Origin of the sequence: Paenibacillus sp. V4I5 (genome assembly GCF_030817255.1) — a bacterium.
Taxonomy (GTDB): Bacteria; Bacillota; Bacilli; order Paenibacillales; family NBRC-103111; genus Paenibacillus_E.
In genome coordinates this window covers 4,368,550-4,384,044 of sequence record NZ_JAUSZB010000002.1, presented here as the reverse complement: position 1 = coordinate 4,384,044, position 15,495 = coordinate 4,368,550, and the positions used below count along the sequence as shown (strand labels likewise).

The 15,495-nt window shown below is 47.5% G+C and carries 14 protein-coding genes; 12 read left to right on the top strand and 2 right to left on the bottom strand.

Annotated features, from left to right (window positions below):
• The first annotated feature begins 9 nt into the window (after positions 1-9).
• The 8 genes from QFZ78_RS21955 (at position 10) to QFZ78_RS21920 (ending at position 9,990) form a co-directional block, all read left to right on the top strand.
• A complete protein-coding gene (locus QFZ78_RS21955; protein WP_307555831.1) occupies positions 10-843 on the top strand; it encodes a DUF72 domain-containing protein in 834 nt (277 codons plus the stop codon).
• A 399-nt stretch (positions 844-1,242) separates the two neighbouring features.
• The gene (locus tag QFZ78_RS21950) at positions 1,243-2,253 is read left to right on the top strand and encodes an ABC transporter substrate-binding protein (RefSeq protein ID WP_307550679.1); all 1,011 of its coding nucleotides are present in this window, start codon (positions 1,243-1,245) and stop codon (positions 2,251-2,253) included.
• A 148-nt stretch (positions 2,254-2,401) separates the two neighbouring features.
• Positions 2,402-2,761 carry a Na-translocating system protein MpsC family protein gene (locus QFZ78_RS21945; protein WP_307550677.1) on the top strand — a complete coding sequence of 120 codons (360 nt, stop codon included), beginning with the start codon at positions 2,402-2,404 and terminating at the stop codon, positions 2,759-2,761.
• A 532-nt stretch (positions 2,762-3,293) separates the two neighbouring features.
• Positions 3,294-5,648, top strand: coding sequence for an FdhF/YdeP family oxidoreductase (locus tag QFZ78_RS21940; protein WP_307550674.1), 2,355 nt, complete (start codon positions 3,294-3,296; stop codon positions 5,646-5,648).
• A gap of 5 nt (positions 5,649-5,653) precedes the next feature.
• Entirely contained in the window at positions 5,654-6,508 is an 855-nt protein-coding gene (gene fdhD / locus QFZ78_RS21935) for a formate dehydrogenase accessory sulfurtransferase FdhD (RefSeq protein WP_307550671.1), read from the top strand.
• Positions 6,509-6,603: 95 nt separating this feature from the next.
• Positions 6,604-9,114 (top strand): S1C family serine protease, encoded by a 2,511-nt coding sequence (locus QFZ78_RS21930; protein WP_307550669.1) that lies wholly within the window; start codon positions 6,604-6,606, stop codon positions 9,112-9,114.
• A gap of 94 nt (positions 9,115-9,208) precedes the next feature.
• Positions 9,209-9,676, top strand: a complete 468-nt coding sequence (locus QFZ78_RS21925) for a VanZ family protein (protein ID WP_307550667.1) — start codon at positions 9,209-9,211, stop codon at positions 9,674-9,676.
• A 59-nt stretch (positions 9,677-9,735) separates the two neighbouring features.
• On the top strand, positions 9,736-9,990 hold the full coding sequence (locus QFZ78_RS21920) for a hypothetical protein (protein WP_057302804.1): 255 nt from the start codon (positions 9,736-9,738) through the stop codon (positions 9,988-9,990).
• Positions 9,991-10,053: 63 nt separating this feature from the next.
• Here QFZ78_RS21920 and QFZ78_RS21915 read toward each other — a convergent pair whose 3' ends face one another.
• Positions 10,054-10,824, bottom strand: coding sequence for a pirin family protein (locus tag QFZ78_RS21915; RefSeq protein WP_307550664.1), 771 nt, complete (start codon positions 10,822-10,824; stop codon positions 10,054-10,056).
• A 165-nt stretch (positions 10,825-10,989) separates the two neighbouring features.
• Here QFZ78_RS21915 and QFZ78_RS21910 point away from each other — a divergent pair, with 165 nt between their 5' ends.
• The 3 genes from QFZ78_RS21910 to QFZ78_RS21900 all read left to right on the top strand — a co-directional run bounded on the left by QFZ78_RS21910 (position 10,990) and on the right by QFZ78_RS21900 (position 12,894).
• On the top strand, positions 10,990-11,406 hold the full coding sequence (locus tag QFZ78_RS21910) for a BlaI/MecI/CopY family transcriptional regulator (protein ID WP_307550663.1): 417 nt from the start codon (positions 10,990-10,992) through the stop codon (positions 11,404-11,406).
• A 2-nt stretch (positions 11,407-11,408) separates the two neighbouring features.
• Positions 11,409-12,248 carry a M56 family metallopeptidase gene (locus QFZ78_RS21905; RefSeq protein WP_307550662.1) on the top strand — a complete coding sequence of 280 codons (840 nt, stop codon included), beginning with the start codon at positions 11,409-11,411 and terminating at the stop codon, positions 12,246-12,248.
• Between the two features lie 169 nt (positions 12,249-12,417).
• Positions 12,418-12,894 carry a DUF2231 domain-containing protein gene (locus QFZ78_RS21900; RefSeq protein ID WP_307550660.1) on the top strand — a complete coding sequence of 159 codons (477 nt, stop codon included), beginning with the start codon at positions 12,418-12,420 and terminating at the stop codon, positions 12,892-12,894.
• Positions 12,895-12,953: 59 nt separating this feature from the next.
• Here the strand turns inward: QFZ78_RS21900 and QFZ78_RS21895 are convergent, their stop codons facing one another.
• Positions 12,954-13,136, bottom strand: coding sequence for a hypothetical protein (locus QFZ78_RS21895; RefSeq protein WP_307550658.1), 183 nt, complete (start codon positions 13,134-13,136; stop codon positions 12,954-12,956).
• 590 nt (positions 13,137-13,726) lie between these two features.
• Here QFZ78_RS21895 and QFZ78_RS21890 point away from each other — a divergent pair.
• Positions 13,727-15,472 carry an ABC transporter ATP-binding protein gene (locus QFZ78_RS21890; RefSeq protein WP_307550656.1) on the top strand — a complete coding sequence of 582 codons (1,746 nt, stop codon included), beginning with the start codon at positions 13,727-13,729 and terminating at the stop codon, positions 15,470-15,472.
• Positions 15,473-15,495: the final 23 nt, after the last annotated feature.

Below are 15,495 nucleotides of genomic sequence, written 5' to 3'. Positions count from 1 at the left end.
GTGAAAGGCATGATCAACATCGGTTTAGCCGGATGGGGCGACCATGAGTTAGGCGGCAGCAAAGGGAAGCTGCGGGAGTATGGCGCACACTTTCCGGTTGTGGAAGTTGATACTTCTTTTTACGCAATCCAACCTGAGCGTAATTATATAAAATGGAACCAAGAGACACCAGAACGCTTTGGTTTCATTATTAAAGCTTACCAAGGGATGACGGGTCACCTGAGGGGAGAGAGTCCTTTTGCTGGTGGGATAGAGCAGATGTTTGAGGTGTTCCTACAGTCGATCCAACCTGTTCAAGAAGCGGGGAAGCTTAAAGCTGTTCTGTTTCAGTACCCGCCATGGTTTGATTGTAACAAGACGAATGTAGATGTGCTGCGTGATGCTAAAGAGAAGATGGGCGATGTACCCGTAGCGCTGGAATTCCGCCATCAGAGCTGGTTTACGGAGGAAATGCGCGAAAAGACGCTCACCTTTATGCGGCGAGAGGGTTGGATGCACAGCATCTGTGACGAGCCGCAGGCAGGGATTGGTTCGGTGCCGACAGTGCTGGAGGTTACACACCCCAAGATGACGATGGTTCGATTCCACGGCCGCAATGTTGGAGGTTGGGTGCAAAACAACGAAGCGAATTGGCGCGACGTACGGTACTTATACCATTACAATCAGCAGGAGCTGTTGGAGTGGAAGGCGTGGCTGCTAGAGCTCCAGGAGCACACGCGAGAGATATGCGTGATCTTCAATAACAATTCAGGCGGACATGCCGCAGGGAATGCGAAGGAATTGATGGGGTTGCTCGGTTTAGAATATGAAGGGCTGGGACCACGGCAGTTGGATTTGTTTTAGCAATTGAAAAGGGCTTGTTTGTTTGCGTGTTTACAGATTTTCGGGCTATAGTAAGGGTTATACTTCATTGGGGCTTAGTATAAGCAAAAGAGGAGAGTCAGACAATGGTTGGTGCCATCATCTTAGGTGTTATTGCCCTTTTGATCATAGTGGGTTTGACATTCTGGGTAACGAAGAAAGCGTACTCCCGTAAATGGGATGAAGAGGATAACGATTGAGGATAGAAAAAGATATTGAATAAAAGATGGAATGCTATTGCGCCAGCCCTGAAATGAAGGGTTGGCTTTTTCTTTGAAAAAGAGCATGAATCGTTAGGAATTTGACATGTGCAAGTAAAGGCTTTAAGATAATGATAATCATTCTCACATATTTAACCATTTAAAGGAGCGATACGTCATTATGCTTAACCGTTTTTCTGCTGCAAACCGTACATTTGGAGGTAAGCTGCTTCTTTTCGTTTCGATAATTATGCTAATTCTAGCTGGTTGCGGACAACAAACAGACAATTCGAAGTCGGATGCTGCAGCTACCACGAATACGAAGAAAGAAAGTCAACCCGCTCAATCCAAAGAATATACCGTTAAGCATGCCATGGGCGAAACAAAGGTAAAGGGCACTCCCCAAAAGGTTATCGTGTTAACGAATGAAGGTACGGAAGCCGTTCTCTCGATGGGGATTAAGCCTATTGGTGCGGTGAAGTCTTTTACATTAGGGGATTGGTATGATCATATCAAAGTAGATATGGAAGGCGTGAAAATAGTTGGGGACGAAAACCAACCGAATTTAGAAATGATAGCTTCCCTAAAGCCTGATTTAATCATCGGAAATAAGGTGCGTCAGGAAAAAGTATATGAGCAGCTGTCAGCTATTGCTCCTACCGTATTTTCGGAGAGATTATCGGGCGATTGGCAGATCAACTTCAAACTGTATGCAGAAGCTTTGAACAAAAAGTCTGAGGGCGATAAAATCATTGGTGATTTCGAGAAACGCATAGCAGATTTCAAAGCAAAAGCAGGCGATCAGTTAAAGACGAAGATTTCGATCGTTCGTTTTATGCCGGGTAAAGTTCGTATCTATATGAAGGATACATTCTCAGGTGTTATTCTCAATAAACTAGGCTTCGAGCGTCCTGCTTCGCAGAATCAAGATAAATTCGCAGATGATCTGACGAAAGAACGTATTCCAGATATGAATGGGGACATTCTATTCTACTTCACATGGGATAACGAAAAGGGAGAAGCGAATAAAATCGAGCAAGAATGGACGAATGACCCGCTTTGGAAAAACCTTGATGTCGTGAAACAAGGCAAAGTGCATAAAGTAAGTGATGCGGTTTGGAATACGGCAGGCGGAATTAAAGCGGCTAATTTATTGCTGGATGACTTGGAGAAGTATTTTCCGAAAAAATAATTCGTTTAAAGCAGAATTACTTATAATAACAAGTGAGAGAGTGGACAATGTTGTCCGCTCTTTTTTTATAAATGATTCTAGCAGTTCAGTTGTCAGGTATACGCTTTCTTGCTATGATTGAAGTAGTACATATAAAGGTGGCTGGCCGATGAACCGAATGGAGGCCGAATTTAGTAACCTAGTGAAGGCTTATCGCAAAAAGCATATGGGCAAGGGACCGGAGCGCGTGACGACGACCTTCTGTAAGTGCTGGGCGATATGCGAAATGGCAGGAAATCTCTCTCCCGTAGAGAAGTTTATGGCGAAAACCGGCGATGGCAGACAAATGCTCCGCACGGCTCGTACGGAAATGGTGAAAGAGATTTATAAGGACCACCCCCCTGTCGAGATGGAGGAGCTGCTTGGCGCGAAGTTCGTTAAGCTGTTCGTCGATATCGATATTGAGCTGGATGAGGGGATGTCGGTGTTCGTTTTTGATAAGGATCTGGAAAAGAAGTTTTGTAAATAGAGATGTTGGCGTTATTGACGTGGACATGCCTGTTTGCTGCACTTTATGCAGTAGCGATGCAAATGGAAGCCACTTAGTAAGAGAATTTCTATAAATATCAGTCCAATTAGTAGCATATACATAGGTAAAGGTGCTTGGCACTTGGTAGCGAACCTGCCGGAGACTAACCACTGTAAGACAAGACTTGAGATTTCCTCTGATGAGAGGAGGTCTGGGGATTGTTTTGCGGTGGTTTTTTGCTTGCTGGGGTGTTGCTATGGGCAGCAATTGGGTGTGCGGAGTAGGGGGAAGCGATAGCGATAGGATGCTCTGCGAGAAGGAAGTGGGGAAGTAACTCGGGAATCTGAGCCAAAGGGATAGTGGCTAGAGTAGAGTGTTTGAGTAAGTGTTATCGGGGAATTGTTCGTTGGTACGAAGGTGCAAAAATAACATAGATTAAGAGTAAGAGTAGAGTAAGAGCAGTAGCAAGAGCACGGGCAAAAGAGTAGAAGAGTAGAAGAGAAAAAAATAGAACCGAAGGAGCGTTTTTAAGATGGGGAAAACGAAGCATACGGGGCCAATTAAGCTGCCCGCTAAACCAGATCCGAAGCTGTGGGTCAGCAAAGTGCCGTTCGGACTCGGGAAAATAAAGCCGCAGCATATTCGCGAAACGGCAAAAATCGCCTGGCAGAATCGCGATAATCTGCCGTATGCGTATCGTATTCTAACGCAGGGGGTGTGCGACGGCTGCGCGCTAGGCGTGTCAGGGCTCTACGACCAAACGCTGGCGGGGCCGCATCTCTGTACAACGCGGCTGAATGTGCTGCGTTTGAACACGATGCCGGCGATTCGCGAGGAGCTGCTGCATGCGGACATTGACGAGCTGAGCCGCATGAGCAGCACCGAGCTCAGACAGCTCGGGCGTATCCCTTATCCGCTCATCCGCCGCCATGGGGAGCGGAAATTCAGTCGAGCCACATGGGATGAGGCGCTGGATTTGGTTGCAGAAAAGATGCGTGAGATTGATCCGAAGCAGATGGCTTTTTACTTGACGGCTCGAGGCATTACGAACGAGTCGTACTATGTGGCAGCGAAGGTGGCAAGGTTGCTCGGTACGAACAACATCGACAACGCCTCGCGTATTTGCCACTCCCCGTCGAAGACGGCACTGAAGCGTTCCGTTGGCGTGGGCGCTTCGACGTGCAATTACAAGGACTGGATCGGTACGGACGTCCTTGTGTTCTGGGGCAGCGTGGCCGCAAATAACCAGCCGGTATCGACGAAGTATATGTACGCGGCCAAGCGCAAAGGGACGAAGATCATTGTCATTAACCCGTACTACGAGCCGTCCATGGAGCAGTACTGGATTCCTTCGATTCCCGAATCCGCGTTATTCGGGACGAAGCTGGCCGACGATGTGTATCAAGTGAACATCGGCGGGGATATCGGCTTCATGAACGGCGTCATGAAGGTATGGTTCGAGATGGAGGAGCGCGTGCCTGGCTCCGCGATTGACCATGCGTTCGTGCAGGCGCACACGAACGGGTTAGAGCAGCTGCGCGCCCACGTGGCGCAGCAGAATTGGACGACGCTGGAACAGTCGTCCGGCCTTACCCGCGAACGCATGCGTGAGTTCGCGGAGCTGCTGGCGCGTGCCAAGAGCGCGGTTTTCGTGTGGAGCATGGGGCTCACACAGCACCGCTTCGGCACGGACAACATCTCGCAGGTGGCGAATCTCGCCCTCCTGCGGGGCTTCCTCGGCCGCGAGCACTGCGGGCTGATGCCCATCCGCGGCCACAGCGGCGTGCAGGGATCCGGCGAAATGGGCGCCGATCCCTTCAGCCTGCCAGGCGGCGACATCTCCAGCGCCGCCGACCGTGCAAGAATCGAGCAGCTCTGGGGGTTCGAGCTGCCGAGCTGGCAGGGTGACATCGTGGGTGTCACCCTCGAGAACGCGCTCCTGCCCGAGGAGCAGGAGCGGAAGCTCCGGATGTTCTACACATCCGGCGGCAACTTCCTCGAGACGATGCCGGACCCGGCATTCGTCCGCGAAGCCCTTACAAGCATCGATGTCCGTGTCCACCAGGACATCATCTTGAACACCTCCACGCTGCTTGACGCGCGGGAGGCTGTGGTGGTGCTGCCCGCGATGACGCGCTACGAGCAGCCCGGAGGGGGCACGTCCACCTCGACGGAGCGGATGGTGTACTTCTCACCCGAGATCGCCGGCCCTCGCATCGGCGAAGCCCGCGCGGAGTGGGCGATCTACGTCGATCTCGCCCGCCGCGTGAAGCCGGATGCCGCCGGGCTGCTGGGCTGCGGCAGCGCAGAAGCCATCCGCGCGGAAATTGCTCTAGCCGCGCCGAGCTACAACGGCATTGGGCACCTGCGTGAGCGCGGTGATGTGTTTCAATACGGCGGCGCGTGGCTGTGCGAGGACGGCGTCTGTCCGACGCCGGATGGCCGCGGCGCGCTGCTGCCGATCGAGCTTCCGGAGCTGCGGAAGCCGGAAGGGCATTTCGCGGTGACGACGCGCCGCGGCAAGCAGTTCAATTCGATGATCTATAGCGACATCGATCCATTCAATGAAGCAGATCGCTACGATGTGCTTATTCATAACGACGACGCTAGCGCTCTCTCTTTGAAAGAAGGAGAGGCGATCGTCATCTACAACAGCTACGGCAGCATGCACGGAAGGGTTAAGCGTGCCGAGGTAAAACAAGGCAACATAGAGGTACATTGGCCTGAAGGTAATTCCTTGATTCCTAAGGGTGTTTATGAGCAGTATGCGGGAATCCCGGAGTATAACACAGCTGTCATAGTAGAGAAGGCAGAAACCTATCACGCTCATAAGGATATACGCTACGTTGAGCAGCGCATACAAGAGCTGGAGACAGAAGTGGAGTGAAGACGATGGACGAAGAACAGGACTACTTACATGCTCCTAATGGAGATACAGCATCTCAAGCTCACCCCCCACTTCAATCAACGACATCGTGGGGGATATACCGCTATAACGGAACGGAGGTACTCTCTCAAGAGGATACCATCGCAACAGAAGCGCCGCTCACCATCAAAATTGATGGCGAGGAATTCGCAACACTCGTCTATACACCGACGGATACCATCGATCTGGTTACGGGTTTTCTAGCCTCCGAAGGCCTGATTCGATTCGTGGATCAGATTGAGTCGTTAACGCTGGAAGAGGAGCGGGGCTTCGTTCATGTGAAACTTCGTCATCTCCATCAATTAAGCCAAAAGATGGTATCCAAACGCTTCATCGGTTCCTGCTGCGGGAAAAGCCGCCAGTTCTATTTTCACAACGACGCTCGCACGGCCAAAACCGTTAGCACGAAGCTCCAACTATCGATTCAGCAGTGCTTTCATCTTATGAATCAGCTGCAGAAGCAATCGGCTGATTTTCAGGCCACGGGAGGTCTTCATAATGCAGCCCTTTGCACGGCTAACGAACTGCTCCTCAGCAGAGCAGATATCGGCAGGCATAACGCACTAGATAAAATTTATGGACATTTGTTAAGGCAGCGAATTCCTGTTCGTGATAAGGTCATAGCCTTCAGTGGAAGAGTCTCTTCCGAGGTCGCTCTCAAAGCCGCAAAGATCGGCGTCGGTATCCTTTTGTCGAAATCTGCCCCGACAGATCTGGCGCTTCGCTTGGCTCAGGATCTAGGGATTACGGTTGTTGGCTTCATCCGGCGGGATCAATTATCGGTGTATACGCACCCCGAACGCATAACGGAATGTCGATAAAGGCCCCTTTTTGTGGAAATATTTGTATTGTTTCTCTATCTTAATTATGCTAGATTCTAGCTATTGCCATCTTTTGTTAAGAGAGGAACTCAACAATGGGGAATTGGAATGTTTTTACGAAAAAAGGGATCACCGTGCTGCTTGCAGCCTTCTTACTTGTGTCTCTGCAGGGTCCTGCACCATCTTATGCAGCCGAAGTGAATGCTGAGGTTCCGAAGGTCATTGAGAAGACATCACCTTCTGTTGTAGCCATTATTGGAAAGCCTTCATCTGATTCGGATAAATCCTTAGACATGAACCGCTTTAATCTCGCGCACGGCACGGGTGTTATTGTGGAATCGAACGGTGTCATCGTGACGAATGCGCATGTGGTCAAAGATATGAAGAATATCGTCGTCGTTACATCGAACGGGACAACGTATAATGGACGTGCAACGAATATCGACGAGGAGAGCGATTTAGCCTTGGTCAAAATCGATGCCACTGGCTTATCGCCTGCGAAATTCGCCTCTTCTTCCGATATTAAAGTGGGTGAAACCGTAGCCGCAATCGGGACTCCGATTTCTTTTGCCCTAAGGAACTCCGTCACCGTTGGGATTGTCAGCGGGCTTGACCGCTCTGTGAACTCGCAATATCAGCTTATTCAAACGGATGCGGCGATTAACCCTGGTAACAGCGGGGGCGCGTTGATCAACATGAATGGCGAAGTTATTGGTATTAATACGATGAAGTATGCGGATTTCGGCGTCGAAAATCTCGGGTTTGCGATTCCGGTGGATACTGTTAAATATGTATTAAAGCACTTTCAACTTTACGGCAAAGTAAAACGTACTTATCTCGGTCTGGAGTTGGAAGAAAGCTGGGAAGCGGTTGTTGGTTTACCAAGTTCTACGGGTTTAAGAGTTGCTTACGTAGATCCAGATTCACCAGCGGCTGGGGCTGGCATTCAGCAAGATGATCTATTCGTATCGATCGGTGCAAGTAAAGTGAAGACGCTGGTGGATTACAATGAGGCGATTAAGAAGTATTTGCCGGGTGAAGCGATTGAATTAACGATTCAGTCTGGTAGTTCCACCAAATCGAAGTCGGTTACACTCGGAGAAGCGCAGCATCAGGAAACGATACGTACGCAGGACGCTGAGGGATCTTATTTGGATGCGGACCGCGGCAAAACGAAAATCGGCGACAGCCACTATGGATGGTCCATGAAATACCCCGCGGGCTTAGTGAAAGGTCATCAGTCTGATGATGGCGACTCCGTCAGTTTCGTGGATGCGAAGGGGGATTTCTCCCTAACGATTCAAGTAGAAGGCAATCAAAGCGACGAACTGTCACCTTCGGCACTTCTGAACCGATTGGTTAGTGAGGATGAGGACGATTATTCCGGCGCGGCTTCAACCATTTTGGAGCGTCAGTATGTGAAGCGTGAAGGTAATCCCTATGCCAAAATTGTCGGTCGTTCAGGGGATGAAGGATATATCCAGACCCGTGGATACCTTCACCAAGGCAGCTTATATACGGTGCAATTATTTGTATCAAAAGAGCATTACAATAACAATTTTAAGCAAAATAGCTACAACGATCTGTTGGATAGTTTCAAGCTTTCCTTTAATGATAAGGATGAGTCGCTTAAAGACATTTCTGTCTACTCTGGCGGCAATACAACTTATACGAATGAGTATGGCTTATCCTTTGATTTGCCCTCCAATTGGCAGCAAGGCGGTTATACGGCCGGCTCCTCCTTCTTTAGTGATGACTATTCCCAAATGCTTCAAGTCAGCGTAACCTCTGCCTCCTCCGGTGATACGCTGGGAGCGTGGGTGGATCGTCAGCGCAAACAGTTTGAAGAGGCATATGCACCTAGTTACCGCAGTATGGAAGAACCCGAGGAGCTGACTTTAGCCGGTGTGCCTGCTCTGAAAGTAAGCTATGCAAGTACGTTAGGCAATAAGTGGAGTGCGGGCTATTCCCTCTTTTTTATCAAGGATAAGTATAAATATGAGGTGGACGTGAGCTATCCGCAAGAGGAAGAGGGGGCAGCGCTTGAGGATCTCTTGAAAACCTTAACGGCTACCATCAAAGTGGACAAAGACAGCATGGATCAAGAGCTTGGCTTCATTCAGGATCTGGATGAACTCATGGATCCGAATCGTACAGTTACTTACAAAAATGAGAAGTTCAAATACACGCTGCAAATTCCAGAGATCTGGACCAGCAGCAACTCGTACGATAACAAAGATCAAGTGAATAAGACGTTCCTCTTCACAGGCGGGTACTTGAGCGTTGGTGCAGAGACGAAAACGACTTACGAAGAGATGGTTAAAGAGGAAGATGCCGCTCAGAAGAAAAGTCACGATAACGATAATGACTATACGTTTACCGATACGGAAATCTCGCTTTTTGGTGATGTGAAAGCCAAAAAGTATGAGATCAGCTATGCAAGTGCCGAGATTCCTTACAAGGAAACGATCTACATTTTCAATCAAAATAATATTTCTTACACGGCAACGCTCCGTATTGATGATGCGGTACGCACCGAAGCCAATCAGGCTCGGCTCAATAAGGCTTTTGAGTCGTTCAAATTTTTGGACGGTGTGAAAAAATAGAGCTGCGCTAATCGGGAAACCTCTCATCGGTCCAGGCTGAAGGGAGGTTTCTTGTTTTAACCTTAGATGACTTCACTAAAGGGGATACAAACACATGACTATCAAGCTCGCTCGGCCGCTCATCTGGCTGCTTTTCATAGGCTACACGAGCTGTTTGGTGTATTGGATGTTTCTAGGCTTCGGGCGGAATATGCACACGACAGGTCAACTTGCTTACAATGTTGTCCCTTTTCGAACAATCGGTATGTATGTGCTGCATGTCGATTCGTTTTCTACCAGGACTTGGGTCATTAATTTGTTTGGCAATATTGGTCTCTTCATGCCTTATGGTATTTTACTGCCTTATTTATTTCGCTCCGCAAAACGTTATGGTACGTTTCTCCTGTACTTCGGATGTCCTCTTGTAGGGTTGGAGTTGCTGCAAATGCTGCTGCGAGTAGGCAGCTTCGATGTCGATGATGTGATATTGAATCTACTAGGCGCCAGTATATCTTTTGTTCTTTTCGCAGCCGCTAAACGAAGTTTAGCCGGAAGAGAATCAAATAGAAGGTATAAAATGTGACCAAATGCCTCAACATAGCGGGTGTAACGAATTAACCCCAGAGGAGGAATTTAATAGCCATGACACAGCCAGATTCAAGTCTACAATCACAAAATCCGATATCCTCAGCGCAAAACTCGGTAGAAAATGTCCATGCAGCCGTTTCTCGTGCGATGTCTCATCCAACGTCTCAGACGACGGAAGAGGCTCAGAATTCAATCACTCATGCGGAAAGAGCGCTAGAGCAGGCAACGGATCAATCCGATTCGCCAGCCGTGCAGCAAGCCGTCCAATCACTGAACGATGAAAAGGCAAGGCTCCAGAGTAACCAATAATATAAACAGCCCCGATTCCTACAAAGGAGCGGGGCTGTTACGTTTCTGCTGCTTATTTGCTGCTTATTTATGATATAACGTATAGCCGGAATCTTCAGGCACTTCAATAGCAATGATACGTAGTCCTTGATCGCTATCAGCTCTCAGGTGAAGAGCTTCACCTTCCGTGGTGGCTTGGACTATCCCGAAGTCTTTGTGGGACCATGCTTGAAGCTTCTCCGCGGCGATTTCACTTGTGCCTTGCCCCCGAATAACAAGGAAAGCTAGCGGACGGCTTGGCGTAAGTGTGTAACTGAACTCGGAACCAGGCTCAAGGCTCCAATCGTACATGTTAACATCCGTATCCAGCTTAATGGGAGAATCTCCACCTATTACAGTTTTCATTGTTGTTCCACCATTATGGAGGGTTGAGAATTTCTCATGTTCATATTGATGGTAAGCGGCTGGCTTTTTCACGGTTTCACTAAGGTGAGGCTCAAACCAGATTTGCATCGCTTCGCTGCTAGCTCTGCGAAATGCTTCCGAATGATAGACGCCGGAGCCGGCTTGAATGACTTGCGCGCCGCCATTTGTTACTGTTTCCAAGGAACCAAGGGAATCTTGGTGCTCTACGAGACCATCAATGACATAAGTGACAATTTCGAACGCTTTATGAGGATGCATACCGATCTCAGATACTTCGGAGGCTTTGCCCCAAGCCCAATAGAATAAGGAACCGACGCGGTCTACAGCCGTTTTCTCACCCGGAAAGCTGATAGCTCTTTGTTCTAGGAACTTTCCTCCGTCAAAAGCGCCAACGCCCTGTTGTTCAGCTGAAAATACTTGAATTTTCATAAGGCACCACTCCATTGCTATAAAATATTTAATTACTTACTATATGTAAGTATTATAAGTCTTTTTTATCCGCCTGTCAAAGCCTTATCGCTTGTCAAATTTGGATAGATCTTGACTTCGCATCTACCCCGAACTACAATTTCTAATGTAAGGAGTGTGATCATAATGAAAATGCAAAACTTTAAATATGAAGGAAGCGGACTTAATCGCTTTTTTGGTCCCCTTGAAGCAAAGATTATGGAAATTCTCTGGACCAACTCGATTGAAATGACGATTAAAGATGTCCAACAGAAATTGGATCAAGCCAAAATCATCAATTTCAATACCGTTATGACCGTTATGAATCGCTTGGTAGCCAAAGGAATTCTGCAAAAGAAATCCGTTTTAAGATCATTTAAGTACAAACCCGTCGTTACGAGAGATGAGTTCATGGAAACCCAATCCAAAGAGCTTACCTTTGACCTTATCGAAGAATTTGGTTCTTTGGCAGTCACCCATATGGTGGATGCGCTTGATAAAGTAGACCCCGATCTGCTTGACAAGCTGGAGCAAAAAATTAAAGAAATCAAAAAGGATCGATAACGATGATGGAAAAACGGTTTAAATGGTTGTATATTACGACACTCGCCTTATCGGGGGCTATTTTAGGACAAATGTTACTCTATGCACTCCAGCATATTTTCAAATGGAGATCGTTGTATAATATATTTGATTTGTGTGTTATTTTATTTGAAGATCTTCATGTACCTGCACCCATTGCTTTTAATGTAGTAAATGCTCTTATCCTCTACTCGTTTAGTGCAATCCTTTGGATATCGGCAAGGCATGCCAAGGACGCCATTAAAGCGATGAAGCTCGTTGAGATGTATCATGACCCTTTGTTATCCGATCAGTTCCGCGATAAATTTCAGCTTGGTGAAGGTCAGTTCCAGATCATTTCTTACAAAGCTCCCATCGCAATGACCATAGGGCTGTGGAAGCCGCGGATGATCCTATCATCAGGACTTATGGATATGCTGGAGCCAAACGAGCTGCATGCCGTTATCGAACATGAGAAATGCCATATAAGGTATAGAGATCCACTCGCGATCTTCCTGCTTTCGATGATATCCAAGTCGATGTGGTACATTCCGATATTCGCTTGGATGGCAGAGAAATACCCCATTATGATTGAGCTTCGGGCAGACAAGTATGCCATTACACAAATGAAACAGTCCACACACTTAGGCAGTGCTCTCCTCAAACTACTCAAACAAGCACCAACACCACATGTATCCTTATCTCACGCCTCATTCGCCGAAACATCAACGAATGTTCGCATTATGCACATTCTCGATCCACAGATGAAAATCTCATTCAAATGGCCCCTTGTACGGCTACTCATTTCGCTCTTAACAATTATTTTACTTGTGGGACTTATCTAAGATAGGATACCCTGATTATAATGATTCACATTGAGCAGTCGGAGCCCATGTCAGATAATTTGACGGGCTTCGACAAAAACTGCAGAAAAAGCTTGACTTTTTCGGTCCCCAAAACTACACTTTGTAGTGTGGAAAAATATAGCTTTTTTATTATGGGGGAGAGAGAAAATTGGCTTATATCATTAAAAATTTACACTACATCGTAACACATGTACCAATTGCACTTCTTATTTTTAGTTTTATTTTTGATCTCATCGCAATCATTGTGAAAAAACGTGAATGGCACTCCGCTGGTATGCTTTGTCTAGTTGTGGGCGCACTCGGAGCTATCGCAAGTGTCCTTACAGGCCCGTCCCCATGGCGTAATCCACTAGTGGTTCCGCATGAGTTTTATGCGAGATTAACGATGTTTTTGGCTATCGTATTAGCGATTGTACGTGTTGGCTTACTGATCTGGAAAAAGAATGAATTGGGTCGTAACCCCATCTACTTGGTTGGTTCGCTCGCGGCAGTTATCCTTGTTGGCTATACAGGGCACATTGGTGGTCAAATGGTACATAAACCGATTCCGGCTAAGACGACTGCTCCAGCTGCATCACCAGGTGCATCCACTGCACCGACGCCTTCAGTAGCACCAGCGAAATAGTGAAAAGGGTTATCCAAAGGCTTGTGCCTTGTGGATAGCCCTTTTTTTGTGTTGATTGGTCAGAGCTGCTTGTCCCGATCCAACTCCAACTCCTCAAGTGTATAACGATGCTCCCACAAAAATGTCATATCGTACTGTGTCGAGTCCCTTTCGACAAAACGGGCGATGCCTGCGATGACTCCCCCAATAATAACTCCGAAAACGACAATCCAACCCATTAGAGCAAACACTTGATCGACCATGCACATCCACTCCCCTTAAAGCTTTCCGTAGGAAAGCTATCTTCGTAAGCGTTGGCCCTATGCGCTATGAACCTATATACTATGGATATGCCGCCATATTTTGAAACATGTGTGACAATTCAAAGGGCTTAAAAAGGCGAGTAAATTCATCCGAAAGGTCGAGGTAAGATAGTTCGTTTATAGTCTTTTTCTCCGGTTGACACAGACTCGCCAAGGATGTTAAGATCACCTCTGTAAGCACGAATATACAACTTTTGGAAAAGAAGATACTTACGACATTACAACAACACTAAAGGAGGGTTTCAAAATGATTGATATGGTTATGGATCCTATTGCTCATCGTAGATTTACAGATAAAAACCATACAATTTCATATTTTGTAACCCGATTGTTAGCCGGAAGCGCATGATTTGTGCTTGTTCGGCTGCTGCCGCCCCTTCACATACGCTAATTAAAAGCGCGGGTTACGAAGAAGTTCGTAACGAGCGCTTTTCTGTTTCATAGAAGGCATATCGCTGCGTGCGGTGTGCCTTTTTTGTGTGGATTTAGGTCATTTTGGACAGCACCATTTGAGAGGAGTGACATGATACATGTTTACGGTATTAAAAAAGTTGGCTTGGTTTTTTCGAATGAATTGGATACGTTACACGATCGCCATTGGACTGCTTATTATTGTTGGAATCATTGATGTAATTCCACCGAAATTGATTGGCTACGCGATTGATGGTATACACATGGGAACTTTAACGGGCAGTAAATTGATCCAATTGCTCGCTTTTTGGGGGGCCTTAATTATAGCTGGGTACGGGTTATCCTACATCTGGCTGTATCAGCTATTTGGCGGCGCTTTCGTGCTGGAACGTATTCTTCGATCCCGGTTAATGAGGCAGCTGCTGCGGATGACGCCTACCTTCTATGAGCGCAACCGGACGGGTGACCTAATGGCGAGAGCAACGAATGACCTGCAAGCGGTGTCGACGACAGCGGGCTTTGGGATTTTGACATTCGTAGACTCGACGCTATTCATGCTTACCATCCTAGGCATGATGGGCTTCTTCATTAGCTGGAAGCTAACGATTGCTTCGATTCTCCCGCTGCCCATTATGGCAGTTGCGATTACGATCTATGGGGGACGCATCCATGAAAGGTTTTTACTCGCTCAGAATGCCTTCGGACAGATGAATGATCGAGTGCTTGAGACGATTGCAGGGGTTCGCGTTATCCGTGCTTTTGTACAAGAGAAAGCCAGTGAACAAAGCTTTAAAACGATGACAGACGATGTATATCGCAAAAATATCGCGGTTGCCGTGATCGACGCCCTTTTTGAACCAACGGTCAAAATTCTAGTGGGCATTTCCTACTTAATCGGATTATGTTACGGCGGATATTTGGTATTTCACAGTGAACTGACGCTCGGAGAGCTCGTGTCCTTTAATACATTCCTTGGGATGCTGATCTGGCCGATGTTCGCCATTGGCGAGTTAATGAACATTATGCAGCGCGGGAATGCCTCCCTCGATCGGGTAAATGAAACACTTGGTTACAAGCCGGATGTAAAAGAAGACCCTAAAGCGACGACACTGCTGCTGCCAAACACGATTAGTTTTAAGGAAGTAACCTTCCGCTATCCTTCCTCTTCTATTGATAACTTGGTGAATATTTCTTTCCACCTGTTGCGTGGGCAGACGCTCGGAATTGTAGGACGTACTGGAAGTGGAAAAACAACACTGCTTAAACAGCTGCTGAGGGAGTATCCATTAGGTCAAGGTACGATTGCTATATCGGAAACGCCGATCGAGAAGTTAACCATCGACACGCTTCATGGCTGGATTGGTTACGTGCCGCAAGAGCCGATTCTTTTCTCCAAAACAGTAAAAGAGAACATTATGTTCGGGCGCAGCCAAGGAACGGAAGAAGAGCTGCTGCAGGCGCTTGAACTGGCCGCGTTCCGCAAGGACGTGGAGTTCTTACCAGAAGGCCTTCAAACGTTGGTGGGTGAAAAAGGCGTCGCCTTATCAGGTGGTCAGAAGCAGCGCGTTTCTATTGCGCGTGCGCTTTATGTAGACCCCGAAATTCTCATGCTGGATGATGCTCTTTCTGCGGTAGATGCCAAAACAGAGGCTGAAATCATTCGCGGCATTCGTTCGGAACGAGCCGGTAAAACAACACTCATCACAACGCACCGACTCTCCGCTGTTCAGCATGCGGATTGGATTCTTGTGCTGGATGAGGGGTATATCGTTGAAGAAGGTACGCATGAGCAGCTTGTCGCGCTCGGCGGCTGGTATAAAGAGCAGTATGACCGTCAGCAGCTAGAAGAACAGACGAAGGTTTAGTAAATAGATATCCGAAGAAAAGA

Bases quoted from the DNA above. Each gene is read 5' to 3' on its own strand.
- QFZ78_RS21955 (WP_307555831.1), top strand. From the start codon at position 10: ATGATCAACATCGGTTTAGCCGGATGGGGCGACCATGAGTTAGGCGGC.
- QFZ78_RS21950 (WP_307550679.1), top strand. From the start codon at position 1,243: ATGCTTAACCGTTTTTCTGCTGCAAACCGTACATTTGGAGGTAAGCTG.
- QFZ78_RS21945 (WP_307550677.1), top strand. From the start codon at position 2,402: ATGAACCGAATGGAGGCCGAATTTAGTAACCTAGTGAAGGCTTATCGC.
- QFZ78_RS21940 (WP_307550674.1), top strand. From the start codon at position 3,294: ATGGGGAAAACGAAGCATACGGGGCCAATTAAGCTGCCCGCTAAACCA.
- fdhD (WP_307550671.1), top strand. From the start codon at position 5,654: ATGGACGAAGAACAGGACTACTTACATGCTCCTAATGGAGATACAGCA.
- QFZ78_RS21930 (WP_307550669.1), top strand. From the start codon at position 6,604: ATGGGGAATTGGAATGTTTTTACGAAAAAAGGGATCACCGTGCTGCTT.
- QFZ78_RS21925 (WP_307550667.1), top strand. From the start codon at position 9,209: ATGACTATCAAGCTCGCTCGGCCGCTCATCTGGCTGCTTTTCATAGGC.
- QFZ78_RS21920 (WP_057302804.1), top strand. From the start codon at position 9,736: ATGACACAGCCAGATTCAAGTCTACAATCACAAAATCCGATATCCTCA.
- QFZ78_RS21915 (WP_307550664.1), bottom strand. From the start codon at position 10,824: ATGAAAATTCAAGTATTTTCAGCTGAACAACAGGGCGTTGGCGCTTTT.
- QFZ78_RS21910 (WP_307550663.1), top strand. From the start codon at position 10,990: ATGAAAATGCAAAACTTTAAATATGAAGGAAGCGGACTTAATCGCTTT.
- QFZ78_RS21905 (WP_307550662.1), top strand. From the start codon at position 11,409: ATGATGGAAAAACGGTTTAAATGGTTGTATATTACGACACTCGCCTTA.
- QFZ78_RS21895 (WP_307550658.1), bottom strand. From the start codon at position 13,136: ATGGTCGATCAAGTGTTTGCTCTAATGGGTTGGATTGTCGTTTTCGGA.
- QFZ78_RS21890 (WP_307550656.1), top strand. From the start codon at position 13,727: ATGTTTACGGTATTAAAAAAGTTGGCTTGGTTTTTTCGAATGAATTGG.